The following is a 26,264-nucleotide window of genomic DNA, read 5'->3' as shown; positions in this document are numbered from 1 at the left end:
CGTAATATCTTAAAGCGCAACCAGGTTGAAACTCCTGGCTGCACTAAGTCTTATCTTATTTTTTAAACGCCCTGATCAATGTGATGTAGCCTTTAAACACTTCATACTGATCGCTTCCTGCTTTTTTAACACGCAGCAGGTAGTAATAAGTACCTTCATTCAACCCCTCGCCCGTCCAGTTGTTCTGGTAACCTTTGGCATGGAACACTTCATTGCCCCATCTGTTCACAATCTGCAGTTCATTAACCTGGTACTGGTTAAGGCCGATGATCTCGAAGGCATCGTTGATACCGTCGCCGTTAGGGGTAAACAGGTTAGGGACGGTAATGCCTGTAAAGTTGGCGGTTAAAGTTACCGTTGCCACATTGGTATAATATCCATAAGCATCTTTTACGCGGTAGGTAAACACATCATCGCCCACATAACCAGGATCAGGGGTATAAGTTACCGTACCATCTGCATTTACTTTTATGGTACCATGTTTAGGCGCATTTACAACCTCAACAGTCAATTTATCGAGGGTAGAATTACCTGGATCATCATTGTTGAGCACGCTGATCACCACTGGCGCATTGGCCACCGTTTGTGCCTTATCATCAACCGCTGTCGGCGATTTAGGGAATGTGGTAACCGTTGGCGTATTGTTTGTTTCTGCTGTTCCTGAAACATCTGTTACGCTGGCTCCGGTAAGTGTTTTGGCATTTACGGTTGCGGTGTTGGTTACCGTACCTAAATCCTTGTCGGCCTGAGTTAAGGTGTACACTTCAACATCAGTTGTGGTTGCACCAGGTGCAAGTCCGCCAGCTACCGTGATCACTTTATTGTTCAGTCCGAGTTTGGCATCTGTTAAAGTAATGGTGTTTAAAGTAATGGTTCCTGTATTCTTGATGGTGAATGTATAGGTTACTTTATTTCCATTAAATACTGATGTTTTAACGAGCGCGACTGATCCGTTGTTCGGAATCAAGGTTACCGTTGGGTTATTGTTGTTTTCTGCCGTACCGGAAATATCGCTCACCGCAACATTTGCCGGGGTCTGGCCGGTAATGCTTGCCGTGTTGGTTACACTTCCTGCATCTTTATCGGCCTGGGTCAACTGGTAAACATAGCTATCGGTTACCGTTGCACCAGGGGCCAGTGTACCAGGGATCACCCTGTTCAATCCAAGTTTGGCATCCACAAGGGTAATGATGTGAAGCGTTACGTTTCCGGTGTTTTTAACACTGAAGCTATAGGTAATGCTGTTTCCATCAGTGCTCACCGTTCCGGTTTTAACCAGGGTGATCATCGAGGCAGGAGCAATTACCGTTACTGTTGCATCATCAACCGCAATTGTGTTCGGATCGTCTGATTTAGGTTTGTTCAAAATACTTCCGCCCGGGGTCTGTGCCGTTGCAGAAGCCTGGTTGCTGAACGTGCCTGCGTTTACCTCGGTTAAGGTAACGGTGTGCCTTGCGGTTACCGTTACACTGCTGCCAGGTAACAGGCTTGCTATGCCCGCAGGGGTAAGTGATCCTGCATCTGCTCCTGCATCGGTTACCGCAACATTTGTTAAAGTTACGTTACCGGTGTTGGTTACAATGATGTTGTAATTGATCACATCGCCCACTTTGCTTACCGTGTTGGTAGCCGTTTTGGTCAGGCTCATGGCAGGTGCAGCTACCAGGGTTACGGTAACCGGAACGGTTACTGTAACGGTGCCACCTTTGCCATCGCTTATCGTTATGGTGAAGGTATCGTTACCTGAGTAACCGGCTGTTGGTGTATAAGTGTAAGTACCGTTCGCATTCACCACAACCGTTCCATGCGCTGGCTGTGCAGTTACCGTAAAGGTAAGTGCATCACCGTCCACATCACTGGCAGTAATGGCTCCGTTAACCGGCGTATTCTGAGGAGTGGTTACCGCAGTTGCCGTAGCAACCGGAGCATCGTTCACCGGAGTGATGATAACATTGATTGTTACCGTAGTTGTACCACCTTTTCCATCGCTTACTGTTACCGTAAAGGTATCGGTACCGTTGTAATTTGGTGCAGGAGTATACGTATAGGTTCCATCAGGGTTTACCACAACTGTTCCGTGTGCCGGAGGTGTAGCCACTGTGAAAGTAAGCGGATCACCATCTGCATCAGTAGCGGTAATGGTTCCGCTTATTGGCGAATCCTCATTGCCTTTAACCGCAGGTGCAGTAACCACTGGTGCAACATTGGTCGGGTTAACCGTAACGTTGATGGTTACCGTGGCTGTGCCACCTTTGCCATCGCTTACTGTTACCGTGAACACATCGCTGCCACTGTAGTTGTTGGCTGGGGTGTAGGTATAAGTTCCGTCGGCATTAACCACAACCGTACCATGTGCAGGTGGCGTGCTTACCGTGAAAGTAAGTGCATCGCCATCTACATCACTTGCGGTAATGGTTCCGTTAACCGGGATGTTTTTATTGGTTACAATCGCTGGCGATGTGGCAACCGGAGCATCGTTCACCGGAGTGATGATAACATTGATTGTTACCGTTGTTGTTCCACCTTTGCCATCGCTTACTGTTACCGTAAAGCTATCGGTACCGTTGTAGTTAGGTGCAGGAGTATACGTATAGGTTCCATCAGGGTTTACCACAACAGTTCCGTTTGCCGGAGGCGTAGCCACTGTGAAAGTAAGTGGATCGCCGTCTGCATCAGTAGCGGTAATGGTGCCGCTTATTGGCGAATCCTCATTACCTGTAACTGCCGGAGCAGTAACCACTGGTGCAACATTGGTCGGGTTGATTGTAACGTTGATGGTTACCGTGATTGTGCCACCTTTGCCATCGCTTACCGTTACCGTGAACACATCGCTGCCGCTGTAGTTGTTGGCCGGAGTGTAGGTGTAAGTTCCGTCGGCATTAACAGTTACCGTTCCATGTGCAGGTGGAATGCTTACTATGAAAGTAAGTGCATCGCCATCCACATCGCTTGCGGTAATGGTTCCATTAACCGGGATGTTCTTGTTGGTTACAATCACAGGAGCCGTGGCAACAGGAGCATCGTTCACCGGAGTAACAGTTACGTTGATGGTTACCGTGGTTGTACCACCTTTGCCATCACTTACTGTTACCGTAAAGGTATCGGTACCGTTGTAATTTGGTGCCGGTGTATACGTATAGGTTCCATCAGGATTTACCACAACAGTTCCGTGTGCAGGAGGTGTAGCAACCGTAAAGGTCAGCGGATCGCCGTCTGCATCGGTAGCAGTAATGGTGCCGTTGATTGGCGAATCCTCATTACCAGTAACCGCTGGTGCAGTAACCACTGGTGCAACATTGGTAGGGTTGATTGTAACGTTGATGGTTACCGTTGTGGTACCACCTTTGCCATCGCTAACCATTACCGTGAACACATCGCTGCCGCTGTAGTTGTTGGCTGGGGTGTAGGTGTAAGTTCCGTCGGCATTAACCACAACCGTTCCATGTGCAGGTGGAGTGCTTACTGTGAAAGTAAGGGCATCGCCATCCACATCACTTGCGGTAATGGTTCCATTAACCGGGATGTTTTTATTGGTTACAATGGCTGGAGCCGTGGCAACCGGAGCATCGTTAACCGGAGTTACGGTTACGTTGATGGTTACCGTTGTGGTACCACCTTTTTCATCGCTTACTGTTACCGTAAAGGTATCGGTACCGTTGTAATTTGGTGCCGGAGTGTAGGTATAGGTTCCATCAGGATTTATTACCACTGTTCCGTTTGCAGGAGGCGTAGCCACTGTGAAAGTAAGTGGATCGCCGTCTGCATCGGTGGCGGTAATGGTGCCGTTGATTGGCGAATCCTCATTGCCTGTAACCGCCGGAGCAGTAACCACTGGTGCAACATTGGTCGGGTTGATTGTAACGTTGATGGTTACCGTTGTTGTACCACCTTTGCCATCGCTAACTGTTACCGTGAACACATCGCTACCACTGTAGTTGTTGGCTGGGGTATAGGTGTAAGTTCCGTCGGCATTAACTACAACCGTTCCATGTGCAGGAGGAGTGCTTACTGTGAAAGTAAGTGCATCGCCATCCACATCACTTGCGGTAATGGTTCCGTTAACCGGGATGTTCTTATTGGTTATAATCGCTGGCGATGTAGCAACCGGAGCATCGTTAACCGGAGTTACGGTTACGTTGATGGTTACCGTTGTAGTTCCACCTTTGCCATCGCTTACTGTTACCGTAAAGCTATCGGTACCGTTGTAATTTGGTGCTGGAGTATACGTATAGGTTCCATCAGGGTTTACCACAACAGTTCCGTTTGCCGGAGGCGTAGCCACTGTGAAAGTAAGTGGATCGCCGTCTGCATCAGTAGCGGTAATGGTGCCGCTTATTGGCGAATCCTCATTACCTGTAACTGCCGGAGCAGTAACTACTGGTGCAACATTGGTCGGGTTGATTGTAACGTTGATGGTTACCGTGATTGTGCCACCTTTGCCATCGCTTACCGTTACCGTGAACACATCGCTGCCGCTGTAGTTGTTGGCCGGAGTGTAGGTGTAAGTTCCGTCGGCATTAACAGTTACCGTTCCATGTGCAGGTGGAATGCTTACTATGAAAGTAAGTGCATCGCCATCCACATCGCTTGCGGTAATGGTTCCATTAACCGGGATGTTCTTGTTGGTTACAACCGCTGGCGATGTAGCAACCGGAGCATCGTTAACCGGAATGATGATAACATTGATTGTTACCGTTGTGGTTCCACCTTTGCCATCGCTTACTGTTACCGTAAAGGTATCGGTACCGTTGTAATTTGGTGCCGGTGTATATGTGTAAGTGCCATCAGGGTTTACCACAACAGTTCCGTTTGCCGGAGGCGTAGCCACTGTGAAAGTAAGTGGATCGCCGTCTGCATCGGTAGCGGTAATGGTTCCGCTTATTGGCGAATCCTCATTACCTGTAACCGCCGGAGCAGAAACCACTGGCGCAACATTGGTCGGGTTGACGGTTACGTTGATGGTTACCGTGGTTGTACCACCTTTGCCATCGCTAACCATTACCGTGAACACATCGCTGCCGCTGTAGTTGTTGGCTGGGGTGTAGGTGTAAGTTCCGTCGGCATTAACCACAACCGTTCCATGTGCAGGTGGAGTGCTTACTGTGAAAGTAAGGGCATCGCCATCCACATCACTTGCGGTAATGGTTCCATTAACCGGGATGTTTTTATTGGTTACAATGGCTGGAGCCGTGGCAACCGGAGCATCGTTAACCGGAGTTACGGTTACGTTGATGGTTACCGTTGTGGTACCACCTTTTCCATCGCTTACCGTTACCGTAAAGCTATCGGTACCGTTGTAATTTGGTGCCGGTGTATACGTATAAGTACCGTCAGGGTTTACAACAACTGTTCCGTTTGCCGGAGGCGTAGCCACTGTGAAAGTAAGTGGATCACCGTCTGCATCGGTAGCGGTAATGGTGCCGTTAACAGGGTTATCCTCGCTGGTGGTAATGGCCGGAGCGGTTGCCACTGGCGAACGGTTATCCCTAATATTAACTGTAGCAGGCGTTGTACTTGCGGTAATCAATGCATTATTTGTTGCTGCATTCATTGTAAGTATCACCGTTTCGTTTCCTTCGTTAATGTTATCATCAAGTACCGGCACCGAAACTATTCCTGTTTTTTGTCCCGCTGGGATGGTTACAGTAGTACCAATTGTTGTATAATCTGCACCGCTGGTTGCTGTTCCTGTTACCGTATAAGTAATCTTCGTATCAGTTGTTGATACATTGCTTAAAGTAAAGGTAAACTGACCAGGAGTTGCTGGCTCAGCACCATCAGCAGTTGCCATTACAGTAACAGTTGCATTTGTTCCATCCAGGATATTGATGCTCGCAGGAATACTGCTCACACTTACCACAGGATTATCGGAAACGGTTAGCGTTGCAATTACAGTTTCTGTACCTTCTACAAGTGCATCACTCAATACCGGAATGGTAACTATTGCAGTGGTTTGACCAGCGGGGATGGTAACTGTTTTGGTTACGATCGCGCTATAGTCGCTGCCTTCAGTTGCACTACCTGCCAGTACATAAGTAAGCTTGGTATCAGTTGCAGATGGCTTGCTCAGCGTAATGGTGAAAGTTCCATTTGCCGGGCCATTTTCGTTACCATCTGTTCCTGCTGTAATGGTTGCTACCGAAGTATCATTGTCAATAATCGTAGTTGTTGCCGAGTTTGTGGCAATGGTTACCAAATTACCTGTTACGTTACTAATGGTTGCATTAAATGTTTCGCTGGTTTCAACGGTGTTGTCATCATTAATCGGAACAGTAAATGTTAAGGTTGCACCGGCAGCAGCACCTGCAGGGAAAGTTAATGTTCCGCTGGTTGCTGTATAATCCTGTCCGGCTGTTGCCGTTCCATTGCTTGTTGCATAATCAACGCTGAATGCATTTTGAACTGCTGCACTTAATGTTACGGTAAAGGTAGCTGTTCCTGCCGATTCGTTAACCGTTGGAGCTGTTGCAATGCTCACCGTTGCATCATTATTATCTGCAATGTTAATGCTTGCTGAAACATTACTTACTGTTACTGCCGGATTTGCAGAAGCAGTTAAAGTAGCTACAACCGTCTCATTACCTTCTAACACTGCATCGGTTAATACCGGAATAGTAATTGTTCCTGTGGTTTGCCCTGCCAGGATAGTAATGGTTTTGGTAACGATTGTTGAGTAATCACTACCTTCTGTTGCTGTACCACCTAAAGTATAAGTGATTTGCGTATCAGTTGATGACGGATTGCTTAATGTTACGGTAAAGGTTCCGTTATCCGGTCCGTTTTCGTTACCATCAACTCCAGCGGTAATGGTAGCTACCGATGTGTCGTTATCAATAATGGTAGTGGTTGCTGTAGCTGTGGCAATGCTGATCAGGTTACTGCTTACATTACTAATTGTTGCACCGAAAGTTTCGTTCGTTTCAACAATGTTATCATCATTTACCGGAACGGTAAAGCTTAACGTTGCACCAGCAGCTGATCCGGCAGGGAATGTTAATGTTCCGCTGGTAGTGGTGTAATCCAAACCTGCTTTGGCCGTGCCATCAGTAGTGGTATATGCTACACTAAATGCATTCTGTACGGCCGCACTTAAAGTTACCGTAAATGTAGCTGTTCCTGCTGCTTCGTTAACAGTTGCTGCTGTAGCAATACTTACCGTGGCAGTATTGTTATCGGCAATGGTAATGGTTGCCGGAACATTACTCACAGTAATTTGAGGATTGCTCGAAGTTACCAATGTTGCAATAACTGTTTCTGTACCCTCTACCAAGGCATCAGTCAATACCGGGATGGTTATGGTTCCGGTGGTTTGACCTGCAGGGATGGTGATGGTTTTGGTTACAATTGTGCTGTAATCTGCACCTTCAGTAGCTGTACCGGTAAAGGTATAACTAAGCTGTGTATCGGTAGCCGACGGATTGTTTAGCGTAACTGTGAATGTTCCGTTTACCGGACCGTTTTCGTTACCATTTGTTACGGCAGTTATTGTAGCAATTGACGAACCGTTATCGGTAATATTCACCGTAGCAGGTGTAGTGCTGGCAATGATCGAACCATTATTTGTGGTGGCGTTCATGGTTAAGATAACCGTTTCAGTGCCTTCTACAATATTATCGTTCAATACCGGTACCGATACTGTTGCCGTGGTTTGGCCAGCCGGAATGGTTACCGTATTTCCAATTGCAGTAAAGTCAGTTCCGCTGGTTGCTGCTCCGCTTACTGTATAAGTAATCTGTGTATCTGTTGTAGCTACCTGGCTCAACGTAAAGGTAAACCTTCCAGGGGTAGCAGGTTCTGCACCATCTGCTGTTGCCGCTACTGTTACAATTGCTTCGGTATTATCGGCAATGGTAATGGTTGCAGGTGTATTGCTCAGGCTTACCAATGGATTACCAGATGTTACCAATGTAGCAATAACAGTTTCTGTTCCTTCTACTATGGCATCAGGCAATACCGGAATCATGATTGTTCCGGTGGTTTGGCCTGCCGGGATGGTAATGGTTTTGGTTACAATTGTGGTGTAATCACTACCCTCAATCGCAGTACCTGCTAAAGTATAAGCAAGCTGGGTATCTGTTGAAGCCGGGTTGCTTAGCGTTACGGTAAATGTTCCGTTTACTGGTCCGTTTTCACTTCCGTTTGTTCTGGCAGTTATGGTAGCTACCGATGAATCGTTGTCGGTAATGGTTACCGGAGCGGTACCATTTGCAATGGTTACTAAACCGCCGGTTACGTTACTGATGATACCGTTAAAGATTTCATCACCCTCAACAATATTATCATCGATAATCGGAACGGTAAAGGTTAAACTTGCACCAGCTGCAGAATTTGCAGGGAAGGTTAATGTTCCGCTGGTGGCCAGGTAATCAAGTCCTGCTTCTGCAGTTCCATCAGCTGTGGTATAATCTACACTGAAAGAATCTTGCACCGCACCACTTAAGGTTACGGTAAAGGTTGCTGTTCCGGCAGCTTCGTTTACACTGGTTTGTATTACTGATATACTTGCCGTTACCGAATTGTTATCAAGAATGTTGATTGTTGCTGGTGTATTGTTTACGGTTACCAGAGGATTATTGGTATTGGTTAATGTAACAATAACAGTTTCGTTTCCTTCTACAATGTTATCGCTAATTACCGGGATAGCAATCGTACCAGTGGTTTGACCTGCCGGGATGGTAATGGTTTTGGTAATCGTGGTATAATCGCCGCCTTCAGTTGCAGTGCCACCAACCGTAAAGGTAATTTGTGTATCTGTTGATGAAGGATTACTTAAGGTAACATTATATGTTCCGTTTACCGGACCACTTTCGTTTCCGTTTGTACCCACAGTAATGCTGGCTACCGAGGTATCGTTATCGGTAATGGTTACGGTTGCTGGCGATGTACCAATGGTAACCACCCCTCCTGTTACACCACTTAATGATGCACTAAAAGTTTCAGCTGGTTCTACCAAATTATCATCGTTAATCGGAACAGTAAACGTTAAGGTAGATCCTGCCGCAGCATTTGCAGGGAAAGTTAATGTTCCTGTTGTTGCGGTATAATCCAATCCTGAATTTGCAGTACCATTGGCTGTAGCATAATTTACACTAAAGCTATTTTGAACAGCATTATTTAAGGTTACGGTAAACGTAGCCGTGCCTGCATTTTCATTAATTACCGGTGTGGTAGAAATGTTTACGGTTGCAGCATCTGCATCAATCACATTGATTGTTGCCGGTGTATTGTTAATGGTAATTACCGGATTGCTTGATGCGGTTAACGTTGCAATTACTGTTTCAGTACCTTCGGCCAATGCATCTGCCATCACCGGAATGGTAATGGTACCTGTGGTTGCTCCCGCAGGAATAATGATGGTTTTGGTAACTGCACTGTAATCGGCACTTTCTGTTGCAGTTCCGGTTAAGGTAAATGTTAATGTAGTTGGTGTAGCCGATGGGTTGCTCAATGTTACATTAAACACACCATTAACCAAGCCATTCTCATTTGCATTGGTACCTGCTGTAATGGTAGCAACAGCGCTATCATTATCGGCAATGGTTACTGTAGCCGGACTTGCGCCAATGGCTACATCAGCGCCTACAACATTACTTAATCCAACATTAAATGTTTCTGAACTTTCTATCAGGTTATCGTCTGTAATTGGAATAACTACATTAAGCACGGTACCTGCAGGTGAGTTTGCAGGGAATGTTAAAGTTCCGCTAGTTGCTGTATAATCCAATCCTGATAGGGCTGTGCCGTTTGCTGTTGCATAATCAACTGTAAAGCCGTTCTGAACTGCAATATTTAACGATACGGATAACGTAACCGTACCAACTGATTCAGGAATGCTTGCCGCATTGATTGAGATACTTACGTTGGCCGTGTTGGCATCAAGGATGTTGATGCTTGCAGGTGTTGCATTTACTGTAACCGCTGGATTGTTTGTTGTACCCAAGGTAGCTACAACAGTTTCGATACTTTCTGCTACTGCATCTACAATAACAGGGATGGTAATCGTTCCGGTAGTTTGACCTGCAGGAATGGTAATTGTTTTGGTTACAATAGTTGTGTAATCGCTACCCTCGGTTGCTGTACCACCTAATATATAAGTAATCTGCGTATCGGTAGCCGATGGATTACTTAAGGTTACAATAAATGTTCCGTTAACCGGACCACTTTCATTACCGTTAGAACCCATTGCAATACTGGCTACAGCGGTATCATTATCGGTGATGGTAACATTTGCTGTTGGCGTTGCAATGCTTATCAAGGTACTGCTTAAGTTGCTCAAGGTAGCACCAAAAGTTTCTGATCCTTCAACAATATTATCATCGTTAATTGGCACAGTGAATGTTAATGTTGCTCCAGTTGGTGAATTTGCAGGGAAGGTTAAAGTTCCGGTTGCATTGGTATAATCCAAACCTGCTGTTGCTGTACCATCTGTTGTTTTATAATCAACACTGAACGCGTTCTGTACCGCTGCACTTAGGGTAACGGTAAAGGTTGCTGTTCCTGCGTTTTCATTTATCACCGGAGTGGTAGAAATGCTTACAGATGCTGTGCTGTTATCAAGAATATTGATACTGGCAGCCGTAGTGTTTACATTAATCAACGGATTATTTGTACCTGCCAATGTAATGGCTACGTTTTCTGTTCCCTCTACCACGGCATCAGTTAATACCGGAATGGTTATGGTTCCGGTAGTTTGACCGGCCAAAATGGTAATGGTTTTTACAATTGGCGTGTAATCACTTCCCTCGGTTGCTGTTCCGCCAACAGTATACGTAATCTGTGTATCGGTTGATGATGGATTACTTAAGGTTACTGTAAATGTTCCGTTAACAGGGCCGTTTTCATTACCGGTTATTCCTGGTGTAATGGTCGCAATTGCGGTATCATTATCAGTAATGTTAACTGTAGCTGGTGTTGTATTTGTGGTAATAGAAGCATTGCCTGTTGTTGCTGCCATGGTTAATATTACCGTTTCAGTTCCTTCTACCAGGTTATCGTTCAATACCGGCACGCTTACGGTGGCCGTTGTTTGGCCTGCCGGGATGGTTACGGTAGTACCAATTGAAGTATAATCCAATCCGCTGGTGGCTGTTCCGGTTACCGAGTACGTAATCTGCGTATCTGTTGTAGATACATTACTCAAGGTAAAAGTAAACTGACCAGGTGTGCCTGGCTCTGCCCCATTTGCGGTTGCTGCAACGTTAACTGTTGCGGTAGTATTATCTGTAATGTTAATGCTAGCCGGGCTATTGCTTACCGTTACCAGTGGGTTTGTAGAAGCAGTTAATGTAGCCATAACTGTTTCTGTTCCTTCTACCAAATTATCGGTTAATACCGGGATGGTAATGGTAGCAGTGGTTTGTCCGGCAGGGATGGTAACGGTTTTGGTTACTATGCCAGCATAATCACTTCCCTCAGTTGCCGTTCCTGTTAAAGTATACGTAATGGTGGTAGGCTGCGCTGAAGGATTACTTAACGTTACCACAAATGTTCCGTTTGCAGGGCCATTTTCATTACCGTTTGTTCCTGCGGCTATTGTGGCCACAGCGGTATCGTTATCGGTAATGTTAACTGTAGCTGGTGTTGTACTTGCCGTTATTGCGCCATTGCTGGTAGTGGCAATCATGGTTAAGATAACCGTTTCTGTACCTTCGGCAATGTTATCATCAAGTACCGGCACACTCACAGTAGCAGTGGTTTGTCCGGCAGGGATAGTTACCGTAGTACCAATCGCCGTAAAATCTGTTCCACTTGTTGCTGTACCGGTTACGCCATAAGTAATCTGTGTATCGGTTGTAGATACGTTGCTTAGCGTAAAGGTAAACAAGCCTGGTGTTGCAGGTTCTGCGCCATTGGTTGTTGCAGCTACCGTTACAGTTGCTATGGTATTGTCATCAATATTAATGGTTGCAGGTGTATTGCTTACGTTTACCAACGGATTGCCTGAAGTAATTAAAGTAGCAACAACCGTTTCGGTTCCTTCTACCAAATTATCGGCTAATACCGGAATGGTAATCGTTACAACGGTTTGCCCGGCTGGTATGGTGAATGTTTTGGTAACAATGGTTGAGTAATCGCTGCCCTCAACCGCTGTTCCGCTTAACGTATACGTTATAGTTGTTGGCTGTGATGATGGGTTGCTTAGCGTTACAGTAAATGTACCGTTTGCAGGTCCGTTTTCGTTACCAGGTGTGCCTGGGGTAATGGTGGCAACTGAGGTATCGTTATCCGTAATGTTAACCGTTGCAGGGCTGTTGCTTGCCGTAATTGACGCATTGTTTGTTGCAGCAGTCATGGTTAAAATAACCGTTTCTGTACCTTCAGCAATGTTATCGTTCAGTACCGGTACACTTACCGTTGCGGTGGTTTGTCCGGCCGGGATGGTTACTGTGGTACCAATTGCAGTATAATCTAAGCCGATGGTTGCTGTTCCGGTTACGGTATAAGTAATCTGCGTATCAGTAGTTGATACATTACTTAAAGTAAAAGTAAACAAACCTGGTGTGCCTGGCTCCGCCCCATCTGTGGTGGCTGCTACAGTTACCGTTGCTGTTGTATTATCGGCAATGTTAATGGTAGCAGGTGTATTGCTTATGCTTACCAGTGGATTACCTGATGTAGTTAAGGTTGCAATAACAGTTTCTGTACCTTCTACCAAATTATCGGTTAATACAGGAATGGTTATCGTTCCGGTGGTTTGTCCGGCAGGAATAATGATTGTTTTGGTAACAATAGTCGAGTAATCACTACCCTCGGTTGCTGTTCCGCCTAAAGTATAGGTAAGCTGTGTATCAGTTGATGATGGTTTGCTTAATGTTACGGTAAAGGTTCCATTTGAAGGTCCGTTTTCATTTCCTGGGGTACCAGCTGTAATGGTAGCTACTGAGGCATCGTTATCTACAATAGTGGCCGTTGCTGTGGCATTGCTAATTAGTACCACTCCACCAGTAATACCGCTTAATGTTGCGGTAAAGGTTTCTGATGGCTCGGCAATGTTATCGTCGTTAATCGGAACAGTGAATGTTAAAGTTGTTCCGGCTGCTGCATTTGCAGGAAAATTTAATGTTCCGGTTGTAGCAGTATAATCTATTCCTGCAAGGGCAGTACCATTTGCAGTGGTATAATTAACGCTAAATGCATCCTGAACTGCATTATTCAAGGTTACTGTAAATGTTGCTGTACCGGCACCTTCATCTACTGTAGGTGTGGTAGCTATACTTACACTTGCCGTATTGGCATCAAGAATATTGATTGTTGCAGGTGTTGCGCTAAACGTTACCAATGGGTTGCCCGAAGCGGTGAGCGTAGCAATTACCGTTTCAATACTTTCCGTAAAGACATCAGTTAATACCGGAATGGTAATTGTTCCGGTGGTTTGACCTGCCGGGATGGTAATGGTTTTCGTAACAATGTTTGAGTAATCGCTGCCTTCAGTTGCCGTTCCACCTAAAGTATAGGTAATCTGCGTATCTGTAGAAGATGGATTGCTTAAGGTTACGGTAAATGTTCCATTAACGGGGCCAGTTTCATTTCCGTTTATACCGGCAGTAATGGTTGCAACCGAAGTATCGTTATCGGTAATGCTTACAGTAGCCGAACTTGTTGCAATGGTTACCAAACCGCCAGTTGGGTTGCTTAATGTAGCAGTTAATGTTTCGCTTGGCTCAACCAGGTTATCATCGTTCACAGGAACGTTAAATGTTAAGGTTGTTCCGGCGGCAGATCCCGCTGGGAATGTTAAGGTTCCGTTTGTTGCAGTATAATCCAATCCCGCACCAGCAGTTGCAGTTCCGTTAGCTGTAGCATAATCTACTGTAAATGCATTTTGAACTGCTGCACTTAAAGTTACGGTAAAGGTTGCCATTCCAGCTGCCTCGTTAATACTTGTTGGGGTAGCAGAAATACTCACCGTTGCCGTATTGTTATCAAGAATATTGATACTTGCCGGCGTATTGCTCACTGTTACCAATGGATTGCCAGTGGTAGCCAATGTTGCAATTACGGTTTCTGTACCTTCTACTATTGCATCGGTTAACACCGGAATGGTAATCGTTCCGGTGGTTTGGCCTGCCGGAATGGTAATGGTTTTGGTTACGATGGTTGAGTAATCACTTCCTTCAGTCGCTGTGCCACCTAAAGTATAGGTAACTTGCGTATCTGTTGATGATGGTTTACTTAACGTAACGGTAAATGTTCCGTTTACAGGTCCATTTTCATTACCAGGAGTGCCAGGCGTAATGGTGGCAATAGAAGTATCATTATCGGTAATGTTAACAGTTGCCGGATTAGTACTTGCAGTAACCGATGGATTACTTGTTGCCGCGTTCATGGTTATAACTACGGTTTCGTTCCCCTCTACAATGTTATCTTCCAATACCTGAACGTTAACTGTTGCAGTGGTTTGTCCGGCAGGGATAGTTACCGTTGTGCCGATTGAAGTATAATCCAGTCCGCTGGTAGCACTGCCACTTACAGCATAAGTAATTTGAGTATCTGTTGTAGATACATTGCTTAAGGTAAAGGTAAATCTGCCTGGTACAGTTGGTTCAGCACCATCTGCAGTTGCCGCAACCGATACAGTGGCAGTGGTATTGTCGTTAATGTTAATGGTTGCAGGGCTATTGCTCACCGTTACCGCCGTATTATTTGTGGCAGTTAATGTAGCAATCACAGTTTCTGTACCTTCTACAATATTATCGGTTAATACCGGAATGGTAATCGTTCCGGTAGTTTGCCCTGCCGGGATGATAATGGTTTTGGTTACAATGCTTGAGTAATCGCTTCCTTCCGTAGCCGTTCCGCCTAAAGTATAGGTTATTTGCGTATCGGTTGATGATGGATTACTTAAGGTTACTGTAAATGTACCGTTTACAGGTCCATTTTCATTACCTGCTGTGCCTGGTGTAATGGTGGCCACCGCAGTATCGTTATCGGTAATGGTTACGCTTGCAGTAGCGGTTGCAATGCTTACCAAATTACCAGATACATTACTTATTGTAGCGTTAAATGTTTCGTTTAACTCTACTATATTATCGTTTATAATCGGAACGGTAAAGGTTAGGGTTGTGCCAGCGGCCGATCCGGCAGGGAAGTTTAATGTTCCGCTTGTTGCCGTATAATCGCTGCCTGATGTAGCTGTTCCGTTCGATGTGGCATAATTTACGCTAAAACCAGCCTGAACAGCGTTGCTTAAAGTTACTGTAAATGTTGCAGTACCATTTGCCTCATTAACGCTTGTTGGCGTAGCAGAAATACTAACTGTTGCTGCATCATTATCATTTATGGTACCAATTCCTTCAGCTTGCGTTATGGTAACCGGAGCAGTTGCATTGCTTAAAGTTACTTTAAAGCTTTCAGGACTTTCGGTAATGTTATCATCCGTAACCGGGATCACTATGGTTTGTGTAGCACCAGAAACAGATCCGTCAGGGAAAGTAACCACACCAGTTTTAGCGGTGTAGTCTGCTCCTGCTATTGCAGTGTTATCGGTAGTGGTATAATTAATCGAAACTGCATTTTGTACATTTCCCGTTAAAGTTACTGTAAAAGTCATGTTACCATCACTTTCTAAAGCAGAAACACTGTTAATGGCTACACTTGCAGCATCATCATCAGTAATGGTTGCCGTTCCTGTTGCGCCTGCCACAGGTATTGTTACCACCGAACCTGCACGTACACTGTTTAATGTTACCGTGAAAGTTTCTGCGAGTTCGGCAATGTTATCATTCGCAACCGGAATGCTGAAAGTTTGTGTTGCCCCACTTATCGATCCGGCAGGGAAGGTTACACTACCAGTTGTTGCGGTATAATCGGTACCTGCGAGGGCTGTTCCGTTGGCTGTTGTATAATTTACTGTAAATGCATTTTGTACGTTACCAGTTAAGGTTACTGTAAATATTGCATTGCCTGCATTTTCTACTACGGTTACATTATTAACGGCAACTGTTGCATTGTCGTTATCGCTAATGTTTACAGTTGCAGGAGTGGTGCTTGCGGTAATAGCCGAATTATTGGTCGCAGCTGCTAATGTTAAAATCACCGTTTCTGTCGACTCTGCAAAAGTATCATCCTGTACCAAAACAGGTACGGTTACAGTGGTTTGTCCGGCCGGGATGGTTACTGTTGTACCTATCGAGGTATAATCTGTTCCGCTTGTAGCTGTTCCGGTTACGGTATAAGTAAGCTGTGTATCAGTTGTAGATGCGTTACTTAATGTAAAGGTAAATAAACCTTGTGTATTCGGTTCCGCTCCATTGGTGGTAGCCACTACGGTTACTGTAGCAGTGGTATTATCGGCAATGTTAATTGTTGCCGTTTTATTAGCAGGTGTTGGTGTTACTGTTACCAATGCGCTGTTTGTAGCTACCAGGGTGGCTACTACGGTTTCTGTTCCTTCTACCAGGTTATCGGTTAATACTGGGATGGTTATCGTTCCGGTAGTTTGCCCTGCTGGGATGGTAATGGTTTTCGTAACAATAGTTGAGTAATCGCTACCCTCAGTTGCGCTACCACCTAATGTATAGGTAATTTGCGTATCTGTTGATGATGGATTACTTAAAGTTAGAGTGAACGTACCGTTTACAGGTCCGTTTTCGTTACCAGCTGTACCTGCCGAAATAGAAACTGTTGCAGCATCGTTATCTACAATGGTTGCAGTAGCGGTAGCATTGCTGATTACCACTACCCCACCTGTAATACCGCTTAATGTAGCAGTAAAGGTTTCATTTGCTTCGGCAATATTATCATTGTTTATCGGAACAGTAAAAGTTAAGGTACTTCCTGCTGCAGCGTTTGCAGGGAAGTTTAACGTTCCGGTTGTAGCCGTATAATCCAATCCTGCTGTTGCAGTACCATCAGCTGTGCTATAATTTACACTGAAAGCATTTTGAACAGCATTATTTAAGGTTACAGTAAAAGTTGCTGTACCATTTGACTCGTTTACTGTAGGCGTGGTAGAAATACTTATGCTCGAGGTATTCGCATCAATAATATTGATACTGGCAGGAGCCGTATTTACTGTTACTGCATTATTTGAGGTGCCTAAAGTTGCAATTACCGTTTCTGTATTTTCGGTTAGTGCATCTGCTAAAACATCAATGGTTATTGTTCCGGTGGTTTGACCAGCTGGAATGGTAATGGTTTTGGTTGTGATAGTGGTATAATCACTTCCTTCAGTGGCCGATCCACTTAACACATAAGTAAGCTGTGTATCGGTAGATGCCGGGTTGCTCAATGTTACGGTAAATGTTCCTTTTATCGGCCCAGTTTCATTGCCATTAATACCTGCGGTAATTGTAGCTACCGATGTATCGTTATCGGTTATGGTTACTGTAGCACTGCCAGTTGCAATGGTTACTAAATTTCCTGTTACACTAGTTAACGTACCATTAAACGTTTCGCTCGGTTCAACTGTATTGTCGTTAATGATCGGAACAGTGAAAGTTTTAGTAGCACCCGCTGCAGAATTGGCAGGGAAGTTTAATGTTCCACTTGTTGCAGTATAATCTAAGCCGGCAATTGCAGTACCATTTGTTGTGGTATAATTAACATCAAATGCATTTTGTACGGCAGCGTTTAAAGTAACTGTAAAAGTTGCGGTTGCAGTTGCTTCATCAATACTGGTTGGTGTTGCAGAAATGCTTACCGTTGCAGTATTGTTATCAAGAATATTAATTGTAGCTGTTCTATCTGCAGGTGCAGTAGTGATACTTACCAAAGCGCTATTGGTAGAAACAAGATTGGCAATAACCGTTTCTGTGCCTTCTACTACTAAATCCGTTTTAACAGGTATAGTAATTGTTCCTGTGGTTTGACCAGCTGGAATGGTAATGGTTTTGGTTGTAATGGCAGTATAATCGCTACCCTCAGTTGCGCTTCCACCTAATGTATAGGTAATCTGCGTATCGGTTGATGATGGATTGCTCAAAGTTACATTGAACGTTCCGTTAACCGGTCCATTTTCATTACCGGCGGTACCTGCAGTAATTGTGGCTACTGAAGTATCATTATCGGTAATGGTTGCCGTAGCGGTTGCAGTTGCAATTGTAACTATGTTTCCTGTCGGATTACTCAACGTTGCCGAAAAAGTTTCACTTGGCTCAACTACATTATCGTTTGTAATGGCAACGGTAAAGGTTTGAATAGCACCAGCTGCTGATCCCGCAGGGAAAGTTATGGTGCCATTTTTAGCTGTATAATCTGTGCCTGCTTTCGCTGTACCATCTGCAGTTGCATAATCAACAGTGAAAGAATTTTGAATCGCTTTGCTTAAGGTAACTGTAAATGTTGCATTGCCACTAGCTTCATCATAACTTGTTGGTGTTGCAGAGATGCTTACGGTAGCTAAATCGTCATCGGCAATGTTCACCGTGGCACTTGAAGGGGTTACCGTGATGTTCGGGTTGTTCGTTGCAGCTGTGAAAGTCAGTACAACTGTTTCAGTACCCTCTACAATCTGGTCGTTGGTCACCGTAACCGGAACGGTAACAGTGGTCTGGCCAGCCAGGATTGTTGCAGTTGCAGGGATAGTGGTATAATCGGTGCCATTGGTGGCAGTTCCACCAACAGTGTACGTAATGGTGGTATTTGTAGCACTTGCCTTGCTCATCGTGAAAACAAACGAGCCGTTCGTACCAGGTTCAGCTCCATCTGTTGCAGCAACAGTGATGGCCGCCACATCGTCATCGGCAATGTTCACCGTGGCACTTGAAGGGGTTACCGTGATGTTCGGGTTGTTCGTTGCAGCTGTGAAAGTCAGTACAACTGTTTCAGTGCCCTCTACAATCTGGTCATTGGTCACCGTAACCGGAACGGTAACAGTGGTCTGGCCAGCCAGGATTGTTGCAGTTGCAGGGATAGTGGTATAATCGGTGCCATTGGTGGCAGTTCCGCCAACAGTGTACGTAATGGTGGTATTGGTAGCACTTGCCTTGCTCATCGTGAAAACAAACGAGCCGTTCGTACCAGGTTCAGCTCCATCTGTTGCAGCAACAGTGATGGCCGCCACATCGTCATCGGCAATGTTCACCGTGGCACTTGAAGGGGTTACCGTGATGTTCGGGTTGTTCGTTGCAGCTGTGAAAGTCAGTACAACTGTTTCAGTGCCCTCTACAATCTGGTCGTTGGTCACCGTAACAGGAACGGTAACAGTGCTCTGGCCAGCCAGGATTGTTGCAGTTGCAGGGATAGTGGTATAATCGGTACCATTGGTGGCAGTTCCGCCAACAGTGTACGTAATGGTGGTATTGGTAGCACTTGCCTTGCTCATCGTGAAAACAAACGAGCCGTTCGTACCAGGTTCAGCTCCGTCTGTTGCAGCAACAGTGATGGCCGCCACATCGTCATCGGCAATGTTCACCGTGGCACTTGAAGGGGTTACCGTGATGTTCGGGTTGTTCGTTGCAGCTGTGAAAGTCAGTACAACTGTTTCAGTGCCCTCTACAATCTGGTCGTTGGTCACCGTAACAGGAACGCTAACAGTGGTCTGGCCAGCCAGGATTGTTGCAGTTGCAGGGATAGTGTAATCGGTACCATTGGTGGCAGTTCCGCCAACAGTGTACGTAATGGTGGTATTGGTAGCACTTGCCTTGCTCATCGTGAAAACAAACGAGCCGTTCGTACCAGGTTCAGCTCCATCTGTTGCAGCAACAGTGATGGCCGCCACATCGTCATCGGCAATGTTAACCGTGGCACTTGAAGGGGTTACCGTGATGTTCGGGTTGTTCGTTGCAGCTGTGAAAGTCAGTACAACTGTTTCAGTGCCTTCTACAATCTGGTCGTTGGTCACCGTAACAGGAACGCTAACAGTGGTCTGGCCAGCCAGGATTGTTGCAGTTGCAGGGATAGTGGTATAATCGTTACCATTGTTGGCAGTTCCGCCAACAGTGTACGTAATGGTGGTATTGGTAGCACTTGCCTTGCTCATCGTGAAAACAAACGAGCCATTCGTACCAGGTTCAGCTCCGTCTGTTGCAGCAACAGTGATGGCCGCCACATCGTCATCGGCAATGTTAACCGTGGCACTTGAAGGGGTTACCGTGATGTTCGGGTTGTTCGTTGCAGCTGTGAAAGTCAGTACAACTGTTTCAGTGCCCTCTACAATCTGGTCGTTGGTCACCGTAACAGGAACGCTAACAGTGGTCTGGCCAGCCAGGATTGTTGCAGTTGCAGGGATAGTGTAATCGGTACCATTGGTGGCAGTTCCGCCAACAGTGTACGTAATGGTGGTATTGGTAGCACTTGCCTTGCTCATCGTGAAAACAAACGAGCCGTTCGTACCAGGTTCAGCTCCATCTGTTGCAGCAACAGTGATGGCCGCCACATCGTCATCGGCAATGTTAACCGTGGCACTTGAAGGGGTTACCGTGATGTTCGGGTTGTTCGTTGCAGCTGTGAAAGTCAGTACAACTGTTTCAGTGCCTTCTACAATCTGGTCGTTGGTCACCGTAACAGGAACGCTAACAGTGGTCTGGCCAGCCAGGATTGTTGCAGTTGCAGGGATAGTGGTATAATCGGTACCATTGGTGGCAGTTCCGCCAACAGTGTACGTAATGGTGGTATTGGTAGCACTTGCCTTGCTCATCGTGAAAACAAACGAGCCGTTCGTACCAGGTTCAGCTCCATCTGTTGCAGCAACAGTGATGGCCGCCACATCGTCATCGGCAATGTTAACCGTGGCACTTGAAGGGGTTACCGTGATGTTCGGGTTGTTCGTTGCAGCTGTGAAAGTCAGTACAACTGTTTCAGTGCCCTCTACAATCTGGTCATTGGTCACCGTAACAGGAACGCTAACAGTGGTCTGGCCAGCCAGGATTGTTGCAGTTGCAGGGATAGTGGTATAATCGGTACCATTGGTGGCAGTTCCGCCAACAGTGTACGTAATGGTGGTATTGGTAGCACTTGCCTTGCTCATCGTGAAAACAAACGAGCCGTTCGTACCAGGTTCAGCTCCGTCTGTTGCAGCAACAGTGATGGCCGCCACATCGTCATCGGTTATTGTAGCCGTACCTGTAGCTACTGCAATTGTGGTTGGTCCGGTAATGCCCGAAAGCGTAGCCGAAAAGTTTTCGTTTCCTTCAATAATATTGTCATTGATAACCGGCACGGTAAAGGTTTGCGTTGCACCGCTAGCGGCATTTGCAGGAAAAGTTATTGTTCCTGTTTTAGCCGTGTAATCTCCAGGCTGAACGGCTGTACCATCAGCAGTGTTATAGTTTACTGTGAAACTATTTTGTACCGCTCCTGTTAAAGTAATAGTAAAAGTAGACAAACCTGTAGAAATATCTTCCGCAACAGTAATATTGTTGATCGCTATCGATGAAGCATCGTTATCGTTTATAGTGGTAATCTGAGAAGTGGTTGTACCAAGTGAGGCAGGGCCAGTAGGCGTACCGATGCTAACCGTATAGTTTTCTGTTGGTTCAGAAATATTGTCGTTTACGATTGTAACCGTGAATGCTTGTGTGGCAATGCCAGATGCGTTAACCACCGTACCAGCAGCAAATGTTACACTTGCAGGTACATTGCTGTAATCGCTTGTTAGCTGGGCCGTAACCCCAACAGCCGATACAGGAATGGTAACCGCTGAACTCAACGTGGTATTCGCAGCTCCTGTAAGCGTTACGGTATAGTTGGCAACAGCATTCGTTCCCTCGGTAACTGTGGCATCACCGCTCAATGTCGCAACAGGACGGTCGTTATCTATGATCGTTGCCGTTCCTGTTGATGTAGCAGCAGGGATAGTAACCTGAGTACCGATGCTAGTGCCGTTCAACGTAACCGTAAAAGTTTCATCAGCCTCGGCAATATTGTCATTGATCACCGGGATACTGATTGTTTGGGTAGCCCCGCTTGCCGAGTTGGCCGGGAAGCTGATTGTCGCGTTGGTTGATCCCGTATAATCCGATCCAGCGGTTGCGGTACCATTTGCAGTTGAGTAAGTAACCGTAAAAGCGTTCTGTACCGCGCCTGTTAAGGTAACGGTAAATGTAGCAGGTCCGTTCGCCTCTCCTACCGAAACGGTTGGCGTAATGGCAACAGTGGCAAAATCGTTATCGTTTATAGTGGTAATCTGAGAGGTGGTTGTACCAAGTGAGGCAGGGCCAGTAGGCGTACCGATGCTAACCGTATAGTTTTCTGTTGGTTCAGAAATATTGTCGTTTACGATTGTAACCGTGAATGCTTGTGTGGCAATGCCAGATGCGTTAAGCACCGTACCAGCAGCAAATGTTACACTTGCAGGTACATTGCTGTAATCGCTTGTTAGCTGGGCCGTAACCCCAACAGCCGATACAGGAATGGTAACCGCTGAACTCAACGTGGTATTCGCAGCTCCTGTAAGCGTTACGGTATAGTTGGCAACAGCATTCGTTCCCTCGGTAACTGTGGCATCACCGCTCAATGTCGCAACAGGACGGTCGTTATCTATGATCGTTGCCGTTCCTGTTGATGTAGCAGCAGGGATAGTAACCTGAGTACCGATGTTAGTGCCGTTCAACGTAACCGTAAAAGTTTCATCAGCCTCGGCAATATTGTCATTGATCACCGGGATACTGATTGTTTGGGTAGCCCCGCTTGCCGAGTTGGCCGGGAAGCTGATTGTCGCGTTGGTTGATCCCGTATAATCCGATCCAGCGGTTGCGGTACCATTTGCAGTTGAGTAAGTAACCGTAAAAGCGTTCTGTACCGCGCCTGTTAAGGTAACGGTAAATGTAGCAGGTCCGTTCGCCTCTCCTACCGAAACGGTTGGCGTAATGGCAACAGTGGCAAAATCGTTATCGTTTATAGTGGTAATCTGAGAGGTGGTTGTACCAAGTGAGGCAGGGCCAGTAGGCGTACCGATGCTAACCGTATAGTTTTCTGTTGGTTCAGAAATATTGTCGTTTACGATTGTGACCGTGAATGCCTGTGTGGCAATGCCAGATGCGTTAAGCACCGTACCAGCAGCAAATGTTACACTTGCAGGTACATTGCTGTAGTCGCTTGTTAGCTGGGCAGTACCCGCAACAGCCGATACAGGAATGGTAACCGCTGAACTCAAAGTGGTATTCGCAGCTCCTGTAAGCGTTACGGTATAGTTGGCAACAGCATTCGTTCCCTCGGTAACTGTGGCATCACCGCTCAATGTCGCAACAGGACGGTCGTTATCTATGATCGTTGCCGTTCCTGTTGATGTGGCAGCAGGAATAGTAACCTGAGTACCGATGCTAGTGCCGTTCAACGTAACCGTAAAAGTTTCATCAGCCTCGGCAATATTGTCATTGATCACCGGGATACTGATTGTTTGGGTAGCCCCGCTTGCCGAGTTGGCCGGGAAGCTGATTGTCGCGTTGGTTGATCCCGTATAATCCGATCCAGCGGTTGCGGTACCATTTGCAGTTGAGTAAGTAACCGTAAAAGCGTTCTGTACCGCGCCTGTTAAGGTAACGGTAAATGTAGCAGGTCCGTTCGCCTCTCCTACCGAAACGGTTGGCGTAATGGCAACAGTGGCAAAATCGTTATCAGAGATATTTACTGTAGCTGTAGCATTAGCAGGTGTTGTAGTAATCAAAACCCCATTATTTGCAGATGTTAACGTAAGGGAGACATTTTCAACTCCTTCAGCCACCACATCATCTATAGGATTTACATTTACTACCACAGAAATACTCCCAGCAGGGATTATTGCCGAAGCGGTTATTGTAGAGTAATCTGAAGTATTGTTGGCTGAGCCCGTAATGTTATAATTAACCGTAACTGGATTTGCATTCGCATTTTGTATGCTAATCGTAAATACGCCAGGGGTTGCACTTCCCTCTGCTGTATTAGGGGTGGTAGCAACAATACTTACATAGTTATTTACCGTAACTCCGCTATTTGCAGTTATGTTATTACACTTATAAGGATTTAAAGGCGCAGAACCTGTTCCTTGTGTTGAAGAGCCTGTACACTCTGCATATGGATCAGTTGGTGTTCCTGTTGTGGCATTATTAGTTGCATCCGGATCAGTAACATCGGCAGGCCGCAATATAGTAGCTTCAACCGTATAACCTAATCCGGCTGTTGAAGCAGCAACAGGTCGCAACACAATTGAATAAGTCACAGTGCTTCCATTTGCCATGTCCAAATTTGATTTAAATGTATTGGAGGTAATGGCCGGATTATTTGCCGTTGCACCTGTTGTAAAAGATGGTGTTGCAGATACGACTTGAAAACCAGTTGGAGCATTAAATCCAAATGGAGCAGTAACCACATCACTTGGTCCGTTATTTTTTACAACAACGGTATAGGTTACCGTACCATTTAAATCAACGGTAGTTGCTGAAGGAGTTACACTTACAACTTGTAAATCTGCTTCTTTAACAATAATATTTTGATTTGCAGAGACAGATTGACCAATAATAAAACTCCATGTATCCATTCCTCTATTGTTACCATAATCTGTACTCCAGGAATGTGCAGTTGAAGATACACCGCTTGGAGAACCTCCAGATGGAGTAGCAGTATTAAACTGACTCCTGTCTAAATTAGCCGGAGGCGTACCCCCAGTTGTAAATGGATCACGCCAATAAACCCGATCAGTAGTGACTACAGCCGGATTAGTTACATCCAATAATTGAATAATAGTTCCACCAGGGTTTTCCTCCATATCTATAAAAGGAAAATGAACTTCAGCCCCTTGAAGCTGAACAGTTACTTTAGCAGGTACAGAGCCAGGGGGTAATTTATTTCCTGCACCATCCTTCCCGTCCCACTGAACAGGGTTTCTTCCAGCAAAGCCACTTCCACTAATAATCCTGGTTACGAAATAGTTTGGGTTTGTCGATGGTACAGTACTTTCAATTGTAACAGTATATCTCCCTGCAGAAGGAGAAGTATAATAAATAATACCACCTTTGCTACTTACCTGATTTGGCTGTCCCTCCACACCAGTTACTTCTACCATTGAAATAGTGGGAGGTGTTGGTGGATTTAATAACCAAGTACTTCCACCAGGTACAGCACCAGTGGAACTTGCGGGCAATTTATCTGTTGTACTAGAATTAGGTAAGGTGTAAAATATCTTATGAGTAATACTTGTTGGGGAATCATCAACCAATGGATTTTTGGATTGAGCAGCAATAGCAGTAGAACTTAAGCCTGTTTGAGCAACACTACTATACAAAGGGTCATCATTTGAATTAATAAATCCTTTATTATTAACAAAAAATGTAAAGCCTAAGCCGTTATTGCCATTATTATTAACTTTATAGATATAACCATCCTTAGTCAAAATATATAATACACCGTAAAACCCATAAGAATTAGTATTAGGTATGTCCAAATTAAGCACATTAGTATATACCCTGCCTGTTATTAATCCGCTATTTGCTGCATTAACAACAGAAACATCCCATGCCGAAATACAAGCTAAAGCACCTGAGGTACCACTTGCAACGCTTGACCCTGTTGTAGCTTGTGTCCAACTATCATATTTCACTTCTTGCCTATCCGTTCCTGTAGCTCCCTCCCCACCCGGACCAACAAATTCAACCTTATAAATACCAGCCGCACCACCGGTTGGCACTTTGTAATAAATTGGTAAATACCTACTCGATCCAACAGCCTGATTTGATCGTCTTGGCCCTGCAACCTCCCCTGCCCTATCCGGAATTAAACCAGTAGTACCATCAGGAGTGTAAGTAGTCACCGTTCCATCTGGCCTGGTAAGCTTAATAGTTGATGAGGTTCCTAATAACATCGCACTTGAAGCCATTGTAATAGTCTCATCTGGCTTAGCATACACATAATGAATACCTAAATTTGGATATGGAAATGATGAAGATGCTGTGGATGTTGTTGCTTTTAATTTAGCCCTACCTTGATTTGCAGCGGCTGTTCCAGGATATAAATCCTTACTACCATCGGCAAATGCTGAATTCAAATTTGTAAAAAGAAGTAAAACGGCTAAAATCAGTAACTGCACAAAATATTTACCGAAAAAGCTCGCTAAATTATTGTTAGTCCTCGAAAAATTTCGCGCAGGGGTACGCGAAGAGAGTAAATTTTTATTCATACACGGGATACTAGGGACTTACATCACTTGGAATGATGCAATTTGCAATAGTTATTTGTCGGTTATCAGCGTTACCTACGTAATCTCAAAACCTATGGTTTTAAAAAAAATGAAAAAATTTAAAACAATTTTGAAATTTTGTTCATTCCATTCATTTCAAGCCGCAAAGATATATTATTCCGTATCATAATTTTTACCTCCCGCCCAAAAAATGTCGTATTTAAAATACAAAAAG

Annotated in this window: 1 protein-coding gene; it reads right to left on the bottom strand. The window is 45.3% G+C overall.

All coding sequences use genetic code 11. The annotated features are described in order from the left end of the window. Positions 1-55: 55 nt before the first annotated feature. Positions 56-26,029 (bottom strand): Calx-beta domain-containing protein, encoded by a 25,974-nt coding sequence (locus ACZZZW_RS14395; RefSeq protein ID WP_463494339.1) that lies wholly within the window; start codon positions 26,027-26,029, stop codon positions 56-58. Positions 26,030-26,264 lie beyond the last annotated feature (235 nt).

The sequence above is a fragment of the Pedobacter sp. AC379 genome (assembly GCF_979258145.1).
This window is presented reverse-complemented; position numbering and strand designations above follow the sequence as displayed.

What these genes read in the sequence shown, in the direction of transcription:
- ACZZZW_RS14395 (WP_463494339.1), bottom strand. Translation starts at nt 26,029, where the DNA reads ATGAATAAAAATTTACTCTCTTCGCGTACCCCTGCGCGAAATTTTTCG.